A 20,720-nucleotide genomic window follows, 5' to 3' on the forward strand; every position below is an offset into this window, starting at 1 on the left:
TAAGCCCCAATGAATTGAGCTAGAGGTTTTCTGGATTGAGGAGTGAATTTGACGGATAATACAGAGTTCTAAACAGCCCTCTAGGGAACTCCAAAAAATAAATTATCCAATTTCTGGACTTCACTACAACTTTCCCTCCCCCTGCTCCCTTGCCTTCAGAGCGATGGGATATTTTTTTATTTGGAAATCCCGTATTGTGCAACGCCAATTCTTCGCCATCCTCAAATTTTAAATGGTTTTCTCAACTACTACATAAGTAGTAAATTTAACACGATATTTCCCGCGCTCTCTTGCTAAAAAGGTCATCCCGATGTCAAAAATCACCTGATAATGTAGTCCGTCTTGTCGGTAGATTTCCAGAACGCGACCGTGAGGAATAAGGTGACTCCATTGTTTGAAATCAACTGAGCGTTTAACTCGAACCAACAAATTATTTTCATTTGGTTGGAGTTGAAGAAATACTTTTTTAAGCTCTTTCTCTATGGTTAAAGCGTTTTTAGCATCCTTATCTTCAGTTGTGAGAATTTCGACATGAGATTGAGTATCAAATCCACCCCATTTTAATAATTCAACTAAAATGGAAGCCCCTTGTTCCCTCAGATAGCGATCGCGGTAGATAATCTTCGTCACCTTGCTTCCAGATAAAGCAGCCTCTAATCTCAGTTTATTTCTAAGTTCTGACATGCTGAAGTCGCCGCGCCATTCCTTCTCAGAAGGATTTAAGAAGATTACGGTAGTGTTTATATCTTCTAACTCAGATGCTTGAACAAGTCTTGCTTCTTGGCGTAATTTTTCTAACCGACTAAAAACTGTTTTAACACCTTCTGGGCTTCGGGTTTGAAACCATGTTGGTGGTTCATTGTTTGAGAATTGCTGCAATGACAGTGCAATACGATTACTTTGGTTGCTATTGAAACAGAGAGTTGGGACATCCTGATGTAAATTTTCAGGAAAATGTTCAGCACAAGCCTGGTAAAGTTTTACTAAACCTTGGTCTATCAACTGTTGTAAGCGTTTTCGCCAAACCTTGAGGTGATTTCGTTGGTCTAAAGAAGTATCTGAAAGTGCATTGGGGTCTGGCAAATGGTTTACTATTAATTCAAGTGGCTTATTAATCGGTCTCATAGAGTAAACTGCATCTGTAAGCAGATTTAACCAAGGCAAATTTGAACCTTTATTTAAACCAAACTCATCGGTTAGTTTGGGTAAATAAATTAAAGTATCTGGTGCAGCCGCTCGGCAAATTGCTGGTAAGTTATCTGCGATGAGAGACAAACTTATTCTGTTAGAGTTGGGAGCAAATTTTTGTAATTCTTCATCTGGACTCACTTGCTCAACTATCGGTCTAAGAAAATCTGCCACTAAATGACGGTTAAATTGGTTGTGAAATGGCTGATTTGAGTAAGTTTGCAAACAGTCATAACAACTAGTTGCACAGTTGCATGATGAAACTATTTTTAATGCTGTCTTTAAAACTTCATCAAAGCGTTCAGCAACGCGACGGCTGTATCCTGCCCCTCCAGGCACATTGTCATAAATAATAATGTTAGCGCGTTTGTCCGAACGAGGCGTAAACAGCCCATCTAATTCTGTACGCGGTACGTCAATTACTTGGGCTGCTGCTGCTAACAATGCATAAGTGAGAGAACGCCAAAATTCTAAACCTCGGTTACGATTTTTTGTATTGGTAAAAATTTCGCCGTCATCTTCGCGTTCTCCGTCTTCGCCGAACAGGGGTGTGGGTTCAGTTTTGGAGTCAAAGACAATTTTTAGCAAATCGCTACAAAATTCATGTCCCAAATGCATCAATGTATAGCGGCCAGAACATGGTTTTCCTGTTCTGGGATGAGTATGAGGAATTTGCGATGATTGTTGGCTAGTTGCAGAGTTTTTATTGGCTCCTTTTTTACCTCGGCTTTTTTTCGGTTCTCCTTTGGGTAATAAATCGCTCAAATCGCGTCCACAGGTAGTACAAATTGCAAATCCTTTTCTATCAAACCCTTTGTCTTTACCATAGGAACCTTGATTAGCTAAAAAGAAATTTCCACCTTTACTAACAGTAAGAGTATACAAACCCAATTGTGGTGGTAAGGTTTCTGATAAATCCCCATCATTTATTAAGAAAATCTGAGATACTGGTTGACGCTGCGGTTTGATATAGGGGGTGACTTCTGGAAGCTTTTCCCAATCAGTTGTAAATGCTTTGGGAACCTTGTAAAGTTTCATTTTTTTAGCCGCAGGTGAGGATGGCTCATCACCGCAGACGGGACAGGATTCTACTAGTTCATCTCCCGTATTAGCATCTAAAAAATGATTACAATTTTGACAAACCCAATAAAATTTTTGTTCTAATTCTGTTGGTTTGAGAATGCCAACACTTTTGTACATTCGGTCATCTACTATTATTTCTTGGTCTGGAGCATATTCACCAAGAGCAAGTCGGCGATCGCGTTCTAGTCGATGTTTTCCTTGTGCGGAATTATACTCATTGCTTTCCCCGGTCAAAAGGCGAACTACGTCAATAGGAAAACCATAAATTGGTAGGATACTGGCTTGCGCTAGTTCGTTGTGTAGGCGACGAGAGCCAATTTTATCAAGTTCGCGCTTTGTCCCAGCAATAAGTCTGGCTATTTTCTCTAAATTTTTTGTTTCAGATGGATCGGTAATGCGGTTTCGTAGTTCAAGCATATCTTCCGCTAAACTGTCCCAATCTTGAAGTTGCTGCTCTTGAAAATCTTCAATCCCATCTTTAAAGCCTCTCAGCACTATAGCTGCTTGACTTTCAAAGCTACCTAACCGAGTTAGCCACTGCACGGCTAGCTGTGCTGCTTCATCGCTATTTAGCCATTGTTGTAACTTACAAATCTTGGCTTCAGCAGCAGGAGTGAAATTTTCAGAGGAAGCAGGATTTTCTAGTGGTAAATCCAAAAACTCTGCTATTTTTATTTCTTCTGCACTGAGATTCCAGTTTTTTCGTAAAAATGCAGCTAGTAACTCAGCATGAATGTGACGCTGCTGTATTTGGAAGTTAGCAGAATCAAGCTTGGGAATTTGATTGCTACCAGCAATTAACTCTTTTGGTTGCTCGAAATAAAAGCGGTCGTGGGGACGACGTTGACCGTACATTAAAGTAATAGCTACACCATCTGTGCGTCGTCCAGCGCGTCCGGCTCGTTGCTGGTAGTTGCTAACATGGGGAGGGAAATTGCGAAGAACCACCGCTTGCAACTCACCAATATCTACACCCATTTCTAAGGTTGTCGAACAACTGAGCATATTAATGCGACCTTGGCGAAAACGATTTTCGCGTTTTTCTAGTTCCGCAACACCTAGCTGTGCTGTATGTTCTTGCGATCGCAGTGGCAAGGGTAAGCGTTGTTTAATTAAATACTGCTGGTAATGTTCGGCAGAGGTTTGTTCAATTTTTTCAGGTGTGTAAGACTCAAGAGTACCACCACATTTATAAGCTGAACATCTTTGAACGCTAAGTTTTCCAAGAGTGATTTTTGATAAACTTGGAACATGAAAAATCTGCTGGCAGCAATTACATTTATACCAATCTTGCCGCGTCTCAAAAATATTTAACAGTCCCCAGTTGAGTTGAAATCCCTTTTTAGCTGAAACAAGTAAGCCAAAGTCTTGAAGTTGTCGGAAAAGCCATATAAAATCTTCTTTATTAGGAAGTTCCTCTTCGCCAAATATTTGTAAGAAGTACCAACCCAAGCGATTTGGTGGTTTTCTCACCTTTCCTTGTTTCCAAGGCATAAAAGAGGGAGAGTCTTTATATTTTTTTGTGTCATCATCTGATTTTTCTAGAAATAGGTAATTTTTAGACTTACCCTGAGCATCTATCATTTCGGGACGGCGACCATCGCCTCCGGTTTCTTGAAAGTAGCTGGATGAGCCTTCAATGCTAACAATTCCTGTGCGACGGATGATGTCAGTAATAACTGTCAAGAAAATCTGCGCCTCATCATTGCTGATTTCAAATTTACCAGCAACTGACTCTATTAAATGCTTCTCCAATTCTATATGACAAGTTAACAATGCAAATGCTTCTAAGGTTAAACGACGGTTAAAATAAAGAGCAAATTCCTTAACTAATATTTCCTTAGCTCGTTTCTGAGCTAAATCTTCCGCATCTATTTTATTTTTTCTATCTTTAGGTTCCTCTTCTGGATCGTTAGGACGGTAGCTTTTATAATTTACATCAGATTTTCGGTCAGGGTGAGGAATATAAAATTCTAAAAAGTCTGCTTTCAGTTGGTGAATTAATTGATTAACAGATGTAATACCTTCAGGATTTTTTACCTGATTAAATGCTTGCCAAAGCATCTGTCGGTATAGCATTTCGGTATGAGTACGTTGATAGTCAGAGGCAAAAAAGGCTGCATCTTGACGACCATCGGAAAAGGTAAGTATTTTCCGCTTTGAAGAGTTTTTATCAGTCTTTTCTGTTTCTGGTAGTAGTTCAAAGAGACTATCAAGCATCGCCTCTAATGGGCCATCTGTATAAGTCACAAATCGATTAATTGCTAGAGTAGTGCGCCCAGTTCCAGCACCACAAGCAGCACATCTGTTTAAATAACAACTGCCTTTATCTTCATCTCCGTCATTTTTTTTGCGATGCCATGCTAAAACAAATTCATTTTCTGGTGTTACTTTGTTTGTAAACGCTTCATCTGAAAGTTTACCAATCCAGCCATGCTTCTGAAGTTCAAATTTAAAAGTTTTTAGTGTTGTTGATTCTTGTTCCTCTTCATCTTCACCCATTTCCTCTTCTTCTGTTACACTGTCTAAATTGCCAGAAGTCAAAGTGTAAATCTTGGTATTATCCTTTAATGCTTGAATTGATCTGGGTAGAGATTCTAGTTCTCCCGAATCTTGACGTTGAGTAAATACATAACCCTGACCGCATTGAGAACAACTGCCCAATTCTAATACAGGCGAACCACAGCATTCACAGGTTTTTTTCTCATTCAAATAAAGTTGCCCATATCGTACTTCACGGTCTGAATAAATTGGGTCGTGCGCTGCTCCCGAACATTTGGGATTAATACAGGCATAAAGTCCCTCTAAACTGCGAAATAAAAGATGCAATCTCACAGGAAGTAAAGGTAAATCATCTGGATTTGCACGAGCGAGAGTACCTATTTGCAGCAAATGAGCTAGTGCAACTTCTGCATCTGTATCATCAACGCTACCATCTAATTTAATTGGCAGATTTACACCCCATAATTCTGTAGAGCGAACTATTTCTTTCCAAGGTTTAGGTTCGCGACAAAGTATATTAATCAGTCTATGTATTAAGGGATGCCCCTTGAGAGCAAACCAGAGGAATTTGTGGATATCGCTATCAGCTTGCGACTCAGCTAATTTTAGTTGTTGTTCGGGTACAATAGCGCTCAGTGGGTCAAACCAGGAACTAATTGGAGAACCTTGTTGTGGTAATTCGATAATACTTAAATATTGTATAATTTGCTCATTAGTAAGTGCAACAGGTAGAGTATAAGGTTTGCCTAATCGGTCTTTGGCATTGAGACGCTGACCGCGAATTACTTGACTAAAAGTTTCACCAAAAAACTCTCCTGCAAATGCGATAACTTTATCATCAACCGAAGCATCTCCTAAGCTGGCACTGGTAGCGATGCAGCGAATTTTACCTTTTTGTTCCACACCTACGGAAGCTTTAAAACGCTCTAATAGCATGGAAACTTCACTACCCTTAGCACCATCATAGGTGTGAGCTTCATCTACTACTAACATTTTGAAAGTATTTACTGAAGCCTCAAAAATTTTTTCTCGCTCCTTGGGCCGAATCAACATATGCTCCAGCATGGAGTAGTTGGTAATTAAAATATGGGGTGGTGCTTCCCACATTTCTTCTCTTGAGAGTAATTGCACTTGGCTAGTTTTTTCAATAGCTTTATCAATTAATTCCTCATCTTTTATAGATTTTATTTCAGCCGAGGTAAATAATTGCCGCAGTTCCTCTGGATCGTAAGCTGCAAATTCTTCTCTTAATGACTCTATTGCTTTACCTCTGTCCTTTTCGGTGCGACTGGTGTAGAATCCAAATTTAGTTTTGGTTGTCGTCTTTTGGCGACATAATAATTGCCGCAGACGTTTAACTTGGTCATTTACCAGAGCGTTCATCGGGTATAAAATTAGCACCCGCACTCCAGCGATCGATAAATTATCTCCTTCTTTCAGTAGCATATCGAGCATGGGTGTCAGGAAACACTCAGTTTTTCCCGAACCTGTACCAGTCGCAACGACTATATTTTGCTGTTGTTCCACAACTGCGCGGATAGCTTTTTCTTGATGTTCGTACAACCGACGGCTACTAGGTATAAATAGTGTTGCCATATCAGGGTGTAAAACCCCTTGTTTGACCAAATCATTGATACTAAGACTTGATTTATATGGCTGGGAACCTTCGAGGTAAGGATGTTGCCAAAGGTTTCCAGGCTGCTCTAATAATTGCTTAAAACCGTAGCGGAGATGGGGGTCACGTAGGGGGTAAGCTGTAAGTAAATAGCGAATAAAGTCTGCACGCGGTTGTTCAACTGCTGCGATTGGATCTAGATATTTAGTCATACTAATTTAGCTCCTAAACGTTTAAATGCTTCTTTTACAAGTGGCCAGTTTTTTGATTGAAAATTTCGAGTTCTGTATTCTTCTCCAGGCTCAGAAATATGCCATAACCACCGTGCATAGGTACTGGGAAGATAGACACCTTGCAAATTTAACTTTCCTGGAGGTTCATCCCAAATTATTTTTAAAGGACATCCCATTTGTTTGTCCTGGTAGAACATGGCTAAAATAGCTAAATCTGGCTCTAATTCATAAAAGTTTTGGTCTTCAAACCAGAGATATTCACCTGTGGGTAAGTGCAATATATCTTCATTTTTGATACTTTCGCGGCTCGGATTGCGCCAACGTTCTTTCTGCGCTTCATTACAGGGTACGTATCGCTGAATATAGCTTCCATTTTGCCAATTTTTGATAGAAAAAGGGTCTTCTGTCCAAGTTGAACGCAACTCCGATTTCAAGGGTTTTCTTGGGATTGGGAAATTTTCAATACTATCTGAAATAGTCAGCAAACGAATACCAACTTGATGAAGACGGTTTTTAATCCTATGAAATTGATTACTTTGAGGGCGTAACACTAAAGGATTTGGAGGGTTTTGTTGACTTTCTAGGACTTGATGAGCCAGAGTCAAATAAGCGCGATCGCCCCGAAATAGCAAACTTGTTAAATCTTCTTTATTCTGGGCTAAAACCATCGGAGGAGCAATGCAGTAATAGTTTCGTTTCCCTGCTAGCACTTCTCCTTCTGCTTGTAATTCATTTAGGATGTTTTGAATTTTATCTGTTAGGTTCTTTTGAGATTCGTTGGGAGAAAGGCTTGAACTTATTATTGATACAATTTCATGCTTGGTTAAAACCTGCGGGAACTCCGGATTTTTCGGATTGCGATGATTGCTGAGTATTAGAGTAATTTTTTCAGTTAACATTTTATTAATAAACTATGATATTTTTTGAGCATCTTGATATGTTAATGTCTGAGTTGTTTGAACGTACTCCACTTCTTGGATATAACTCTGAACATTTTTTATATTGGTGCATTGCATCAATATAGAATCTTTGTAAATCCATTGCTTTGGTAGCTGAATACTTAAAATTTCATTTTTGAGATTGTATTTTTTTTCTATATGTCTTATGATGTTATGAACATACTCACGTTTCTGTGGGCTAGTTATTTTTATTAATAACCAATTCTTTTTCGTGTCAGCTATATTATTATTTTTCGCTTTTGAAATAGTTTTCTCTTCTCGTCTAGCCGGACTTGTAAGTTCTATTTTAAAAGTATTAAGGAGAGCTTGTAGCTTGTTGGTAAGAGAATTATTATCTAACCATTTTGGAAAAAAATATGCTAAACCGCAGAGGCTATGAATAGCAGTTTTTAGTAACTGATATTCATAGTCAAAATGTTGAGCAGCATTTAAAAAATCTTGGACAGATTCGTCACCAAGAATTGTGTAACAGTAATTTTCTAAAGTCTCATTTTCTAAGACTTCATCTGGTAAATCATTTTGATTACTACCACACCACCAACCAAGATTATGTCGTAGTTTACGTGAGCCTAATATCTGAATATTATAAATTCCAGGTTGCAATTTTAACGGAACATTAATTTTATCTTCATTTGACGAAACTGGGGAAATTTTAATTTCTACTGGCGGATTTTCAGGTAAGAGTAAATTCCAGCATGAAAGAGAATAAAGTTCGTTAGGTAATAAACCAGATATTTGAACTGCTTGATTATCCCAAGTGCAGCTAATTACCAGCGAAGCAACTTCCATTTCTATTAAACGTTGTGTTTCCCCACCTATCCTCTGGAAATCTAAAGCATACCAATTAGAATGAGGAGATAATAAATTATAGAAAGATGCCAAGTTTATGTGTAAATTACCCAATGAATCTGCTTGACACTGAGAAGATACAGTTTCCTGCCTATCATATAAAGATAAACTGATAATTTCTAGAGGTAAAAGACCTTTCATTTTAATTTCTTCTGCCCAAAAAGTATCAGCAGAACCATTATGAATAGGTAAGTGTTCTACCTGTCCTTGTGAACTGCTACTAATTAGTAAATTTTTAATCTCTGGCTTGCTAGCCATCTGATAGTTAGACTGAGTTTCAAACTTATATGACCAGCGATGAAATTGATTCCAAAAGCGAGCTTCATATTTCCCTGATTCAATAATCCATTTATCGAGAGGAATTGCTTGCCATTTATCGCTTGGTTGTATTATTTCAGTTGTAGTAATAATTGTTTTTTGATGGGTGATATTTTCGATAGAAACATTTAAGGATATTTGTCCCTCAATAGGCGGATACCAGAACGTGGGAATTTCTAGATAAACAGATTTTTTACCCTTGAGTTTCAGTCCTCTTAAGCTTGGTTGTTCCTGAGAAGAAAGTTTCCAGCTAATCGTTGGGAATGTAGTAATCTCTTCATCGGAGAAAGCTATGAAGACAATTGATGATTCTTTCGTTGTCAGTGTCAGTTGTTTACCTTGCCAGCCTCTAATACTAGATGGTACACAAGTATCTACAATTTCAATACCATTACCAAAGTCTAGACAAATGCCTTTAGGAGTAAAGAAAATAATTTCTTTGGCTCCCCTGATGCTAGGATTAGCAGAGTCTAAATTTAAGTGTTCGCCTGTCCCAGCATCGAATATTAGACAAGGCAGATTGCTGGCTACACCCTCAAGCTTCCACTCATTTAAGCAATTTTTTCGATGATCTAAGAGTTGCCATTCCCATAGTTCAGCCCCACTTTTGATATTTACAACTTGTTCGGGAATCATTAATCCTGGATTATTGGGAATAGTACCTTCCCAATGTGCTGCTGGAATTCGGCAGAAAGTACCACTTAAGCGTTCCCAACCTTTCTTCCAAAGGCTTTGTTCTGGCAGCACTAGCTGCATATTCAATGATTCAGTAACATCTAAAACCAGTGATAGAGGCTTTTGGCGACGACTAATTATTTTACGGCTATTACCAAAACGACGCTGTTTAGGAGTTAAAACCTGAATTAAACTGTTCCAGTCCCTCAAGAAAAAATTGTTTGGTAAGTAATAGTTTCTCAGCAGCTTTTCGCGCTCATTGTCATCTTTCAGCGTTTCAGGTAATGTTCCTTGACGTTCAAGTTCAACAGCAATAATAGCAATACCTTGAAGTAACTGCCCGGATATTGGTTCAACTTCCTCGTTTTCTTTCTGCGGGCAACTAGATTTAAGAAAATGAATTAGAGTAGTCCATTGAGGATGCTTTTCGTGACAAAAATCAAACAGTTCTTCAGAAATATCTTCACATGAGCTATGGGCAATTTCCCACCATCCATATTCATTTGAGAATTCCTGAACTAAGTGGGCAAAATGATTGAGGTTTTGTTGAGGAATACCACTTTGCAGCCATAAGGTTGATACATAGGGATACCCTCCTTTAGCTTTGACAAGACCAAGTAGGTCAAACCCTTCACCAACGATCCGACGTAGTGTCTTCTCTAAACTTTGATTACACGAAAGTTTTAACCTTTGACAAAAACCATACCAAAATTTTTCTTCAACGCTTGAATAATAATATGCATACTCAGATAGAGCAAAAGTTAGAATTTTCAACCAATTCTGCTCAGGTTCATCGAATCTTTCGTATAACTTATTATAAGTAACTGTACTTAGGTTGCTCAGGTTATAGCCTACAATATCTAAAACTTGGTCTGTATCTTTTTGACTAATCTGAATGCTACCCAAAAATCGCTGCTTATCTGGACGATTATAATGAGACCAATGTGACGAAATTTTCTGCCAAAGATGTTGCGTTTGTCTTGGTATAGAGAAGTTTAAAGTAGTCATTGTTTAGTAGATAACTAACTTAGTTAAATTACTTACTTGAATATGTGAAGAACGCAGTCCCGATAAAACGAGTTTCAAAAGCCTTGGATGAAAGAATGACTGGGGACTGGGGACTGGTATTTTTACTCAGCACGGGCTAAACCTTAGCTATCCGCTAACAGCAAGTCAGAAGGATGCAATATCGTGGGGCTTCAAACCCCAACCAATTGCAGTCCACCAAAATCAAAGATTTGGTGGGGGACTCAAACCCGTGACTCGCTCCGGCTGCCCAGACGGTGATGCTCCTGCGTCGCTAACGCTGGGCTATCGGGCAATCGGGGAAGGGATTTATCTCTTCTGCCTTCTTCCCTCTGCTTTCTTGTTCAATTTTTACTAACCAGACAACCAACAAAGTTCGGTTGCTGCTCTGACAAAAAAGTATCTCTATACTTAAGATTCCCTGCAAAGGGTTTTAAGTAACTATTTTTACACTATATCTACAATTTACGCGGAAAATTATCTATTTAAGATATCGGTCTAGTACTTCTGCCGTTTGAGTGCAATGTAGCCTGAATTCCTTGATTTACCTTGTATAAACTGCATAGTAGCAAAAGGAATTTCAAGAAATCCATTAAATCCGAGTATTTATTTGATTATTTAAAATTACCTAAAAAGCAAGACTAGTAGAGCTTTGAGAGGTTAATTTAAGTACTAGTTGAATATTTTCTTTTACTTGACAGGTCAAAATGCCCAAGAAGTCTATTGCTCATCTTTATACTGACCTCCAGGCGTTTGAACGGTTGATGCTACTGATTGCGACTTTTGTGCGTTATCCCGGAGTGGGCAACAGTGATTTTAATGATTCAATCGATACAAAATCTGGGGGTTATCATGATGCACTTACTGAGGTGTCGGTGCGTTTGCAGGAAGTTGCTCGTGACTGCGGTATTGATTTGCCAGCTTACTCATTGCACACGCTGCGAAAAGATTTGCGGACATTGCGTCACTACAATATCCTAGACAACCGCATGTATCGTTGGGGTTATTATCTGGGGACTGGTGCAATGAGTCTGGTCGAATTACAGGTTGCGTTCAATGCCTTAACCTCTCAAGCAAAATATCAACAAGATCCGCAAGTTAACAAAATTTATCAAATATTGATGCGACGATTGCGGGGACTGAACTTAGCAGACCAATTTGCCTATCCAGTGCGAGCGCAAATCAATCGAGCAATTATTTACACTGACCCGCAAGAAATGATGGCTGATAGTAAGTATCGTGGCACCCTTTTTGAAAAACTAGAACAGCTAGAAAGTGCTATTATTCGGGGCCAGACAATAGAAATTTACCGCAGTCGTAATGCTTATCAAAAAGGTATTACTGAGTTTTTAAATATCTACCCTTTACAACTTATCTACTCAGATATAGCTTGGTATTTATTGCATGAAGATTGTCAGAATGGACATTTAGCTATCTCAAGGTTGGATAGGTTTACCGAACACTTTAAGTTGCTTGACTCTAAAGGACGGGATTCAACAGAACAATGGCAAAGCCTCCAAGTCGCACATCAACTACTGGAGAATGGCTGGGGGTTATATTTAGGTAAACAAGAGGAACAAAGTTTAGAGCGACAAGGAAAATTAGATTTTGTTAAAGTAACCGTGCGCTTCTTTCCTGATGTTATGGTGTTTATTGAAGAAGGCGAAAAACGCCATAAAAGCCAGAAAATTTCTTTTGGAGCAAAAACTCCAGATGGAAAACCAAGCTACCTAGATTACAGACTCAAACTTCCATCGCGATCGCTGACGGAATTTAGCCGTTGGGTTTATCGCTTTATGGGTAGCGCTCAATTCCTTACACCCAAGGAATTGGTGGAAAAACACAAGCAAGCTGCTCAGGAATTGCTTGCTCGTTATCTTTGAATTATTGGCATCTCCTTTCTTTTCTAGCCCTAATTGATTAAATGCTTGGTTAGAGCGATCACGAAGCACACTAAGCGGTTAATTTCAGCGGCTAACTTTCAAAAGGTTCAAGAATGGGTGAAAGGAGAGTTGGCTCAAGTTCTTGCTGACGGTGTTGTTCTACAGCCTTTCTCACAATGGCTAGCTTTTCGACATCATGGTTGAGGTGAGGGAGAATATCTGAATCAGACACTACTTCGATCTTGTCAATATTGCAAAGTCCAGCATCAAGTAATTGCAAATATTCACCCCGTGTCAAACGGGTACCCACCTGCCTTGCTAAATCAATGGCTGCTGCCGGAACTCCAACATTCAACCGTATGAGCAAACGAGAAATAAGTTCATCTAAATCAAGGCTAGGATACAGTATTCCTGCAACTTGAGCTACAGTAGGTAATAGATCACAGGTTCGTTCAACAACATCACGAATTGCTCCTGCTGCTCCGCCGAATGCGCCTCCAAATTTTGTAAGAATATCCTCAATTGCAGCCATTGGTCGGTGGGTTACAAATAGAAGACAAGCAACTGCTTTTTTTGCTCTTAAAGTGCTTTGATGCTGAGTGGTAACACCCCGATCCAGAGTATGCAGTAATAAATGAGGAACACCTTGTCCTAGAAGTTCTTGCTTCCAAGCAATAGGTTCTTTATTTTTACTGTTCCAATTGATTGGAAACAAAAGTCGATCTAATTCAACTGTTAACTGTGTTGCAGCCAAGAGCGTTGGTTCAAGAATAGATTCAGGATTGAGTTGGGAGAGGCAGGCGACTAGACGAATGATCGACTCAACTTCAACGCCTGCCTCTCCAGCTAATCGCCCTAAATGGGTTAAGTGATAGAAATTGTTGTCATCTTGCTCAACCAGTCTATGCTGCGACAAACTCTGAAGTGCGTTTATAAGCTGGGTACGATCCCATTTCCATTGATCGGTAAGTTGCGTTTGTTGAAATGCACCAAAGCTAGATTCCAAAAACTCTATTAAATCCTCCGCCTGCATTCCTTGCATGTGTAACTGCTGGGTTGTTTTTGGCTTGGATAGCTTTTGAGTTGCAGAAAGAATCCGTAAAAGCAGCGATCGTGGATCAGTATCAGTACTTAAGAAGCGAGAAATAAGGGATTCTGGATGACCTTTAACGTATTGTGTCCAAAAATTGTGTACTTGGAGTGGATCTAAAGCTAAGAGATAAGACGTTCCTCTTTCTGCCAACTGAAGCCGTCCAGCGCGTCCAGCCAAGTTTTTGTACTCTGCTATTGAATAAGGACTAGATCCTTTGTTAGCCAAAGGATGGTTTAGACCAACAATAACAACAGCTTCAGCTGGTGTGTTAATTCCCATTGCCAGAGTGGTTGTAGCCGCAATCACTCGCAAGGTTGTCTTCTTGGCACGAAACTGCTCTTCAATGACTCGTCGTTCCTCTGCGGTAAGTTCGCTAGTATGAAATGCAACGCCGGCTTGCAATGCTAACTTCAAATCGGTTGAAGCTTTCGAGTCGTCGCCAGTTGGTAAAGAATCTAAAGCTATTTGAGCCGATGGCAATCCTAGTTCTCTAGCTAAATAAAGTGCACATCCACGAGCCTCTCCCTTTTTCTCACGGAAAACAAGCACCTGTTTCCCTTCACTAATCAATTTCTGAACCAGTGGAATCACATAGTCCTGGCTAGAATTCTTAATGGGCTGGGGTTGAAAGAGTGGCTCCGTTATCTTTTCTTCACCAGAATCTCCATCAATAAACCGGAAACGGCCATCTGCAAGTAAAATTCCTTCATCCAAAGGAACAGGTCGTTCTTCCCGCCGCAGTAAGCGTGCACCTAGCCAATGTTCCAGCCCATTTGTATTTCCAATAACCGCTGAAAGCGCAATGACTTGAGGCTCAAGCCCTTGCCGTCGTCTCACTCGCAGCAAAGTTAAGATAAACTCTAGATTCACACCCCGCGTTTCATCCGCGATCATCTGCACTTCATCAATTACAACTGTACCAACCAGATTCAAAATATGTGGATTTGTCAAAACAACAGATGCAAATTTCTCATAGGTGAGCAGGCAAATGTCATACCGTCCTTGTAGCAAGGCTGTAATATCGTCTGTTTCCCCTGTAGCTTGCATTGTGATAATGCCAAACGAACCGTAAGATTCATTAAAAATTCTAAATTTGTCACTAACTAACGCTTTGAGTGGCAATAGGAATAGCGCCCGCTTGCGCTCTAGCACACTTTTCAACGCAGCCAGTTCTCCTATGGTCGTCTTGCCTGAAGAAGTAGGTGCTGACACAACCAGATGCTCTCCTTCTAGTACCTTAAATTCATTGATTGCTGCAAGTTGGAGCGCATTGAAGGAGGGAATGACTGTTGCCCAAGTTTGAAGTAAAGTTTCTGGAAAACCATAGGCAGCAAGGCTTTGAATATCAGATGTGACTTCAGGATGCGATCGTTCTGGAAATGCCGTTCGATACAATGAACCAGGTTTAAAAATGGGTAAAAATAACTTACCGTCAATCTTGCCCCTTAGTGTGGGATGCTGTGGCTTACCAAGCTGAGTGGATGCGTCAATAACTCGCTGCGTAATGTATTGAAGCATGGGGTAAACAGCGAGTTTGCCAGATTGTTGTACTTCTTCTGCTCCTTGTAGGGCTTCCAATAAATAATGGGTCAGTAAGCCATGCCCAAGTCGTATATTTTCATAGGCTGATTCCGCTGAACCTGATGCCGTCAAAATTATTCGTCCTTCCCCGGACAATTGAGATAGCGCAGCATCAACAGATTCCAAATTGCGTGCCACAGTTTCAACCTGAAATACTTTGGCTTCTACACCACCAGAAAAGCAGCAATCTAAGAAGCAGATGAGCCGACGTGCTGGAATTTGTGCAATTTGCTCAGCTAAAAATTCAAGAGAGATTGATGTGTTATCTAAGTTGTAAGTATCCGTGTCATACGCAACAAGCTGATGAGAATTGGTTCCATGGCCAGAGAACGCGATAACAACAAGATCCTCTTCGTTACAAGTTGCTAGAGCGGCCAAACATTCGAGAATGTCTTGGTAAGTGGCTTGCTGGTCAATCAAAAGTTCAGCTTCACCACCTAACGTGTCACAGAATAAAGCATGGAGTGCTGTGGCATCACGTTTGGCACAGCTTAACCACGAGATTTTGGATGAGTCGTGGCGATCGATACCAATGAATAATCCTTTGAATCTCATACCCTGACGTTCCGTGCTTGGCAGTTCGTTAAGCTCAGGCTGAAAGGCCATGGCATCGCGTAGGTTGGTAAGTGGATGACAATGTTCAGCAGAACTCACGCTAAGCTCCTAAGAAAGGGTAGGTTAATTTTTAACAGGTATGTAAATGGACAATATAGCAAAAATGCAAGCTGACGATCTTATTCATCAGGGCTTGGAATTTTATCAAAACCATCAGTTTTCTCAAGCACTTCAAACTTTGCAGCAAGCCTTAGACCTGTATCGAGTAATAGGAGATCGTGAATGGGCGTTTAATACGCTTGGTACATTAAGTATTATTTACTATCATTCTTGCAAAACAACATCTTGGTTGGATTGGATAAGTTTAGCGTCTTGAGGGCGTACAATTGTGATTGCGATCGCCTGCGTCGTCCAATGGTCATTGCTTTCATTAGAAAACGGAATGCCATCGCGAGTATAAATCCGATCCATTAAACGATTTAAAAGTCCCTTGGGAATTATGGTAGAGCGTGTTCTAGTGGCGGGATCTAACCCCTCTTGTTCCAAAAGACTGGCATCAAAGTCAGTTGTATTGACAATCAACTTGAGAATATCCTTGTATTCGGTAATACCTTGCTCCAGATAATTAGGTGGGATAAACAAACCAATCTGCTTACTCGCAATCTGTTCATTGGGTGGAATTCTTACACTACTCTGTGCTTCAAAGAATGGCAGATCCACCTTGTAATTTTCTGATAGCAACAAAACATTACAGTAAAGTGTTTTATTACTATGATTAGTAAGTGTTAGTTGAATGCCTGGAAATTGCCACTCAGTATTGTCATTGTCATAGACATATTCAAGGCGTATGTCTGCAATTGTGGATGTGCTATGAGTAGAATCTGAATCTGAAGTAGTTGCTTGAGTTCCTCGCAAAATCTCAATTTCTAGGGTGATATCAGTAGACTTAATGCTACTATTTGCTGGGCTAGCAAGATCCAAAATGTTCTGCCAACGTGCGATCGCTTCCAGATGTCGAATCACCTCGGAAGCGGACTGGAGTGTGTAATCACCTTGCGGATGAGGTTGGCTTGGAACGGGAGGAATCAAAAGACGATTATCCGCAGGATGGGTGATCCAATACTGTCCACAGCGAGCTAGAAGGTGATAATCAGCAGTTTCCGGCTCTGTTGTTTGACTGAGATATAGTGAAGGGTGTTGATTATAATTCCGAGTCTGAAGAGCTTGCGTGGCACGGTCTATTCCTACTGTACTATGAGTATCGCTCTCAAAGTAAATATTCAACCGTTTGAGCGGCAAACTAATAATCACTGCCCAATAGCTTGATTGGTCATCTAATGGTTTTTCGTTATTAATAATTTGGACAACACTGTGATTTGACCGTACTTTTGTAATCTTGGTTATAGCTAAAGGATCTGACAAGTGACGTAAGCGCTCTCCATCGTTGGTTGGAAAGATTGCCAGTAGAGCTTCTTCCCGCTCAGCAATCTTGGGAACACCGTGTAAAACACCTCCATTAATCACCCAGTTATTTTCTTGGTTGCGGGTCAAGACAAAATAAGAGCGACGTTCTTTAATTGCATCTTTACCTAGAAAACTTTGCTTAAGGTCGTCGGGGTTGATTACCTCTGCTTGAGGTGACTGATCCCGAACTTTACCTGTGACCAACGCATTAATATTCCAGTTTAAATCACGATAAGAAATGTTTCCCTTTGTCTGTTGTAGTGTTTGTAATAAGAAGTAAGAAAACACACCTCTGCGTGACCCATCCTCTGTCAAATATTCCTTAGCTTCCTGATGATCGCGGCAGGCGGCGAGGAGGACGTGCTTCCCTTGAGGGAACACCAGACGGTTGGGCTTTTGGGCAGCATCGTTAGAAGTGAGTAAATATTCTGCAAATGCTCGATCTTCTGCAAAGATGAAATCGTGCAGCGATCGTACTCGTGCATCTGGCGGTGCAGTACGCACATCCGTAACCAAAACTCCCTCTCGTGTACCAGAACTAGAGTGACAGCAATCTAAAATTACAAGAATGTGTGGTTTTCGTTCAGCAAGTTTAGCAATCAAATAAGATAATTCCTTATCAACTAAATCCCAACTACCTGCTGTGCGGCTGTCGTAGCAAACTAGGGTTTCGTTCAAGTGGTCAGGCTCGAGATGCCAGAACTCTTCTGGTGCCTTCTCCTGAGAACCGTGACCAGCATAGTAGAAAAGCACAACATCATTAGAACCTGCATTGCATAGATGGTGCTCAAAGCCATCTATAATTGCTTGACGGGTTGCATCTTGATTCAGTAGTATGCATTTTATATCTTGAGGTTTTACTAGTTCATACTCATCCTTATTAATTCGTTCATCTAAGTAATCTCGGATAGCTTCAATATCAGCAACACAGCCTTGTAGAGAGGGTACTGGAGGATAAGAAGCAGGATGATAATTGTTAATCCCAACAAGAAGTGCATAAATCTTACGCATAATTTTTTTGTTTACACATGCTTGCGCTTAAAGATGTAGAAAAAGTCAACTAACAATCACTGCATCCTTGAATATTCTTTAGTAGTTTCCGCTCCTTAATAAAATTAATGTTAATCCTAACATCTGCTCTTTGCTTTCTTTTAGTCAGACGTGGAGGCGATCGCTCTTTGCTGATTTTGCTTAACCCCCTTAAAGACAGCATTTCATTGACAAAAACGAATATATTCTTAAAACTGCAAGATATTGAGAAAAATAGGCAGTTTTGCCAATTTGGGCATCTAATCTGATAAATGATATTGCATTCTAGATGTTCCCTAACTTGCATTCCCACAGCATATGCAAGCAATGGGGGCACCGAATTTCCGATTTCTCTTTGGGCGTGGAGTATTGCCTCGCTGAAATTAAACCAATCAGGATAACTGTGTAAACGAGCAGCTTCTCTAACTGAGATAACCCGTGGCTGTTCTGGATGGAGGGGACGTAATGCGGTGCGGTTGCCACTCCCCGCTCTTAACGTCACGCAGAATCCATCCCATTCCAGTTTCTTTGATTTTGATTTAGCTTCCCTTGTACCTGGGGGAGTGTTGAGAAATTGCTGAATTACTTCTGGTGCATGTGTTGTCGCTGCGAATCCAGTTAGGGAGTTGCTTATTGCACCTTGGTTGGGAAATATTTTTTCTAGATGCTGGGCATATTCTCCCTTAGACCAGTTAAATGGTAAAACTTGAGTGTTTTGTTTAGGGAGTAGGGGTATTGGTAGTAGGTCAGCGATCGCATCTCTAACTGTATGTTGAGGTTGATGCTTTGGCGGTATAATTTCTCCAAACTTAGATGCAACAAAAAACACCCTTTTTCTAGCTTGTGGAACCCCGTAATCTGAAGCGTTCAGGTTCCATTTGCTAAGGAAATAATGTTCTTCTAGCACTGCTTGGAGGGAATCGGTGATGGTGCCAAACTTCTGATTCTCAATCCCCGGCACATTCTCCATGATTGCCGCAAGGGGATTGAGTTCCAACACCACAGCCGAACAAACTCCCCTACCAACGAGTTTCTCTCATCTTCAACATTTTGCAGTCCGGCAACACTAAATCCTTGGCATGGTGGCCCACCAAAAACGGCATGAATCTCCCCATCCCAATCTACATACTTTGCCTGTATACAGGCGCGTATTTCTTCCCCTGTCACCTCCCAAATGTCTTTGCACAAGACTGTGGTGTGCGGGAAATTATGTTGGTATGTTGCTAGGGCGATGGGATTATTATCAATGGCGATCACTATTTCAAATCCTGCTGCATTAAATCCCAAGTCAAATCCACCCACCCCGGAGAATAGGCTAACAGCTATTTTTTTGTTTGTTGCTGTTGAGTTCATCAAGATTCTAATTAATGTTAACTTCTTGTACTTGGTTTTAAACACACATCAATTACAATCGGAGTTCTGCTTGAGTTTTAAGTCTGCCAACCATCTGTCTAACCGACTATTACTAATTGTTTCTTCTATTAATGGGTAATCTGTAGTGAAGACTTTATATACCCCTCCTGACTCCATCTCATAAAAGTTGACAATCAACCCTTCACGCTTGGCATTACTAAGCTTTTTGATTGCCTCTGGAAGCATCTGCCATACAGATTTCCTTTCCGAATCCGAGAGGAGGTTCCAAGCTTCTTCTTTAGCTTGTTGATATTGCCATAGTCCCCGACGCACTGAGGAATAATCTGAAGCTTTCCGCAATATGTCTGCGAGGATTTCTGCGTCAGTTGCTCTTAATTCATTTGTACCGAACATCCCAGCCAATATACTTTCTACTGCTTCAATCTCATCTTCTTCAAAGTCAATGTTCGATTCTTCAGGCTCTTCTAGGTATTCTTCGCAGTCATATTCTTCTGTATCCCTTTGCCACAAGGTTTCAAGTTCTCGCTGCATTACCTCAAGGTTTGTTGGGTTGACGACACTTTTATCGTTGGCAGGAATCAATTCTTCTATGGTGTTAGTGGGTTGTTCACAAGGGATTAGTTCTTCAAAGGAGCCGATTTCATTCTTGGCTATCTCAGCTTGATGCTTTTCATATAAGTCAGCGATCGCCTTTCTAACAATTCGCTGTGGTGACAGTCCCAATTCCTCTATTAACTTCTCGGTAAACACTCCTGTTTGGTGGTCATCCTCCATAATTTTGCCGAAGGTATAGTATCTATTTCCATCTGGTGTTGCTCGCCAGTTGCCATCTTTTTTTTCTTGATTCATGGCTTTGAGAAATAATCTTCTTTTCTCAATCAGTTCTAACACTAATCCACAAGTCAATCCACCAATAGGAATATCTTTCAATTCATCGATTAGGATTTTGTAGTTCACAGAACATAACCGAAGTAGTACGGATATTGGTAAAACCGCCAAGTGTTCCGGGCAACTGATAAATGCTTGAAAATTCTCGGCAATTCGGAGCGATCGCCTTGACTCAGCACTGCCCTTGTCCCAGCCGTACTCTTCTAACAGTGCGCGATATTCTTTTTTGGTGTAAGTCTGCTTGTACTCATAGAGTAAGAAAGCCGTATGGAGGTACTCTAGGGTACTTTGCTCCATGTGGGTGGTAGGATTGGAGTCTACCTGATGCTGCTCGACGTATAATTTATTTGCAAAAGTTATTGTAGTCATGATATTGTATGCGCGGTCTTAATCTCTAAGACCAAG

General features: G+C 40.4%; 9 protein-coding genes. 1 reads left to right on the forward strand and 8 read right to left on the reverse strand.

The features are described from left to right. Positions 1 to 228: 228 nt before the first annotated feature. From RMZ41_RS11560 to RMZ41_RS11570, 3 genes are read right to left on the reverse strand one after another with little or no spacing between them, the layout of a single operon-like run. Positions 229 to 6,600 carry a DEAD/DEAH box helicase gene (locus tag RMZ41_RS11560; RefSeq protein ID WP_322642090.1) on the reverse strand — a complete coding sequence of 2,124 codons (6,372 nt, stop codon included), beginning with the start codon at positions 6,598 to 6,600 and terminating at the stop codon, positions 229 to 231. After that, entirely contained in the window at positions 6,597 to 7,520 is a 924-nt protein-coding gene (locus RMZ41_RS11565; RefSeq protein WP_322642089.1) for a hypothetical protein, read from the reverse strand. Before RMZ41_RS11565 ends, RMZ41_RS11560 begins: the two co-directional genes overlap by 4 nt. A gap of 12 nt (positions 7,521 to 7,532) precedes the next feature. Further along, positions 7,533 to 10,430, reverse strand: coding sequence for a chromosome partitioning protein ParA (locus RMZ41_RS11570; protein ID WP_322642088.1), 2,898 nt, complete (start codon positions 10,428 to 10,430; stop codon positions 7,533 to 7,535). 725 nt (positions 10,431 to 11,155) lie between these two features. Here RMZ41_RS11570 and RMZ41_RS11575 point away from each other — a divergent pair. Then, a complete protein-coding gene (locus tag RMZ41_RS11575) occupies positions 11,156 to 12,331 on the forward strand; it encodes a WYL domain-containing protein (RefSeq protein ID WP_322642087.1) in 1,176 nt (391 codons plus the stop codon). Between the two features lie 91 nt (positions 12,332 to 12,422). Here RMZ41_RS11575 and RMZ41_RS11580 read toward each other — a convergent pair whose 3' ends face one another. The 5 genes from RMZ41_RS11580 to RMZ41_RS11600 all read right to left on the reverse strand — a co-directional run bounded on the left by RMZ41_RS11580 (position 12,423) and on the right by RMZ41_RS11600 (position 20,684). Next, positions 12,423 to 15,659 (reverse strand): DEAD/DEAH box helicase, encoded by a 3,237-nt coding sequence (locus RMZ41_RS11580; RefSeq protein ID WP_322642086.1) that lies wholly within the window; start codon positions 15,657 to 15,659, stop codon positions 12,423 to 12,425. Between the two features lie 225 nt (positions 15,660 to 15,884). Continuing rightward, positions 15,885 to 18,035 carry a caspase domain-containing protein gene (locus RMZ41_RS11585; protein WP_322642085.1) on the reverse strand — a complete coding sequence of 717 codons (2,151 nt, stop codon included), beginning with the start codon at positions 18,033 to 18,035 and terminating at the stop codon, positions 15,885 to 15,887. 49 nt (positions 18,036 to 18,084) lie between these two features. Further along, positions 18,085 to 19,023 carry a DNA cytosine methyltransferase gene (locus tag RMZ41_RS11590; protein WP_322642084.1) on the reverse strand — a complete coding sequence of 313 codons (939 nt, stop codon included), beginning with the start codon at positions 19,021 to 19,023 and terminating at the stop codon, positions 18,085 to 18,087. Next, positions 18,954 to 19,406, reverse strand: coding sequence for a DNA cytosine methyltransferase (locus tag RMZ41_RS11595; RefSeq protein WP_322642083.1), 453 nt, complete (start codon positions 19,404 to 19,406; stop codon positions 18,954 to 18,956). The genes RMZ41_RS11590 and RMZ41_RS11595 overlap by 70 nt, the downstream gene beginning before the upstream one ends. Before the next feature lie 48 nt (positions 19,407 to 19,454). Continuing rightward, positions 19,455 to 20,684: a hypothetical protein gene (locus tag RMZ41_RS11600; RefSeq protein WP_322642082.1), complete on the reverse strand. Its 1,230-nt coding sequence runs from the start codon at positions 20,682 to 20,684 to the stop codon at positions 19,455 to 19,457. Positions 20,685 to 20,720: the final 36 nt, after the last annotated feature.

Source organism: Nostoc sp. DedVER02 (genome assembly GCF_034530675.2).
GTDB lineage: Bacteria > Cyanobacteriota > Cyanobacteriia > Cyanobacteriales > Nostocaceae > Nostoc.

Bases quoted from the DNA above. Each gene is read 5' to 3' on its own strand.
- RMZ41_RS11590 (WP_322642084.1), bottom strand. From the start codon at position 19,023: ATGGAGAATGTGCCGGGGATTGAGAATCAGAAGTTTGGCACCATCACC.
- RMZ41_RS11575 (WP_322642087.1), top strand. From the start codon at position 11,156: ATGCCCAAGAAGTCTATTGCTCATCTTTATACTGACCTCCAGGCGTTT.
- RMZ41_RS11595 (WP_322642083.1), bottom strand. From the start codon at position 19,406: ATGAACTCAACAGCAACAAACAAAAAAATAGCTGTTAGCCTATTCTCC.
- RMZ41_RS11560 (WP_322642090.1), bottom strand. From the start codon at position 6,600: ATGACTAAATATCTAGATCCAATCGCAGCAGTTGAACAACCGCGTGCA.
- RMZ41_RS11565 (WP_322642089.1), bottom strand. From the start codon at position 7,520: ATGTTAACTGAAAAAATTACTCTAATACTCAGCAATCATCGCAATCCG.
- RMZ41_RS11585 (WP_322642085.1), bottom strand. From the start codon at position 18,035: ATGCGTAAGATTTATGCACTTCTTGTTGGGATTAACAATTATCATCCT.
- RMZ41_RS11600 (WP_322642082.1), bottom strand. From the start codon at position 20,684: ATGACTACAATAACTTTTGCAAATAAATTATACGTCGAGCAGCATCAG.
- RMZ41_RS11570 (WP_322642088.1), bottom strand. From the start codon at position 10,430: ATGACTACTTTAAACTTCTCTATACCAAGACAAACGCAACATCTTTGG.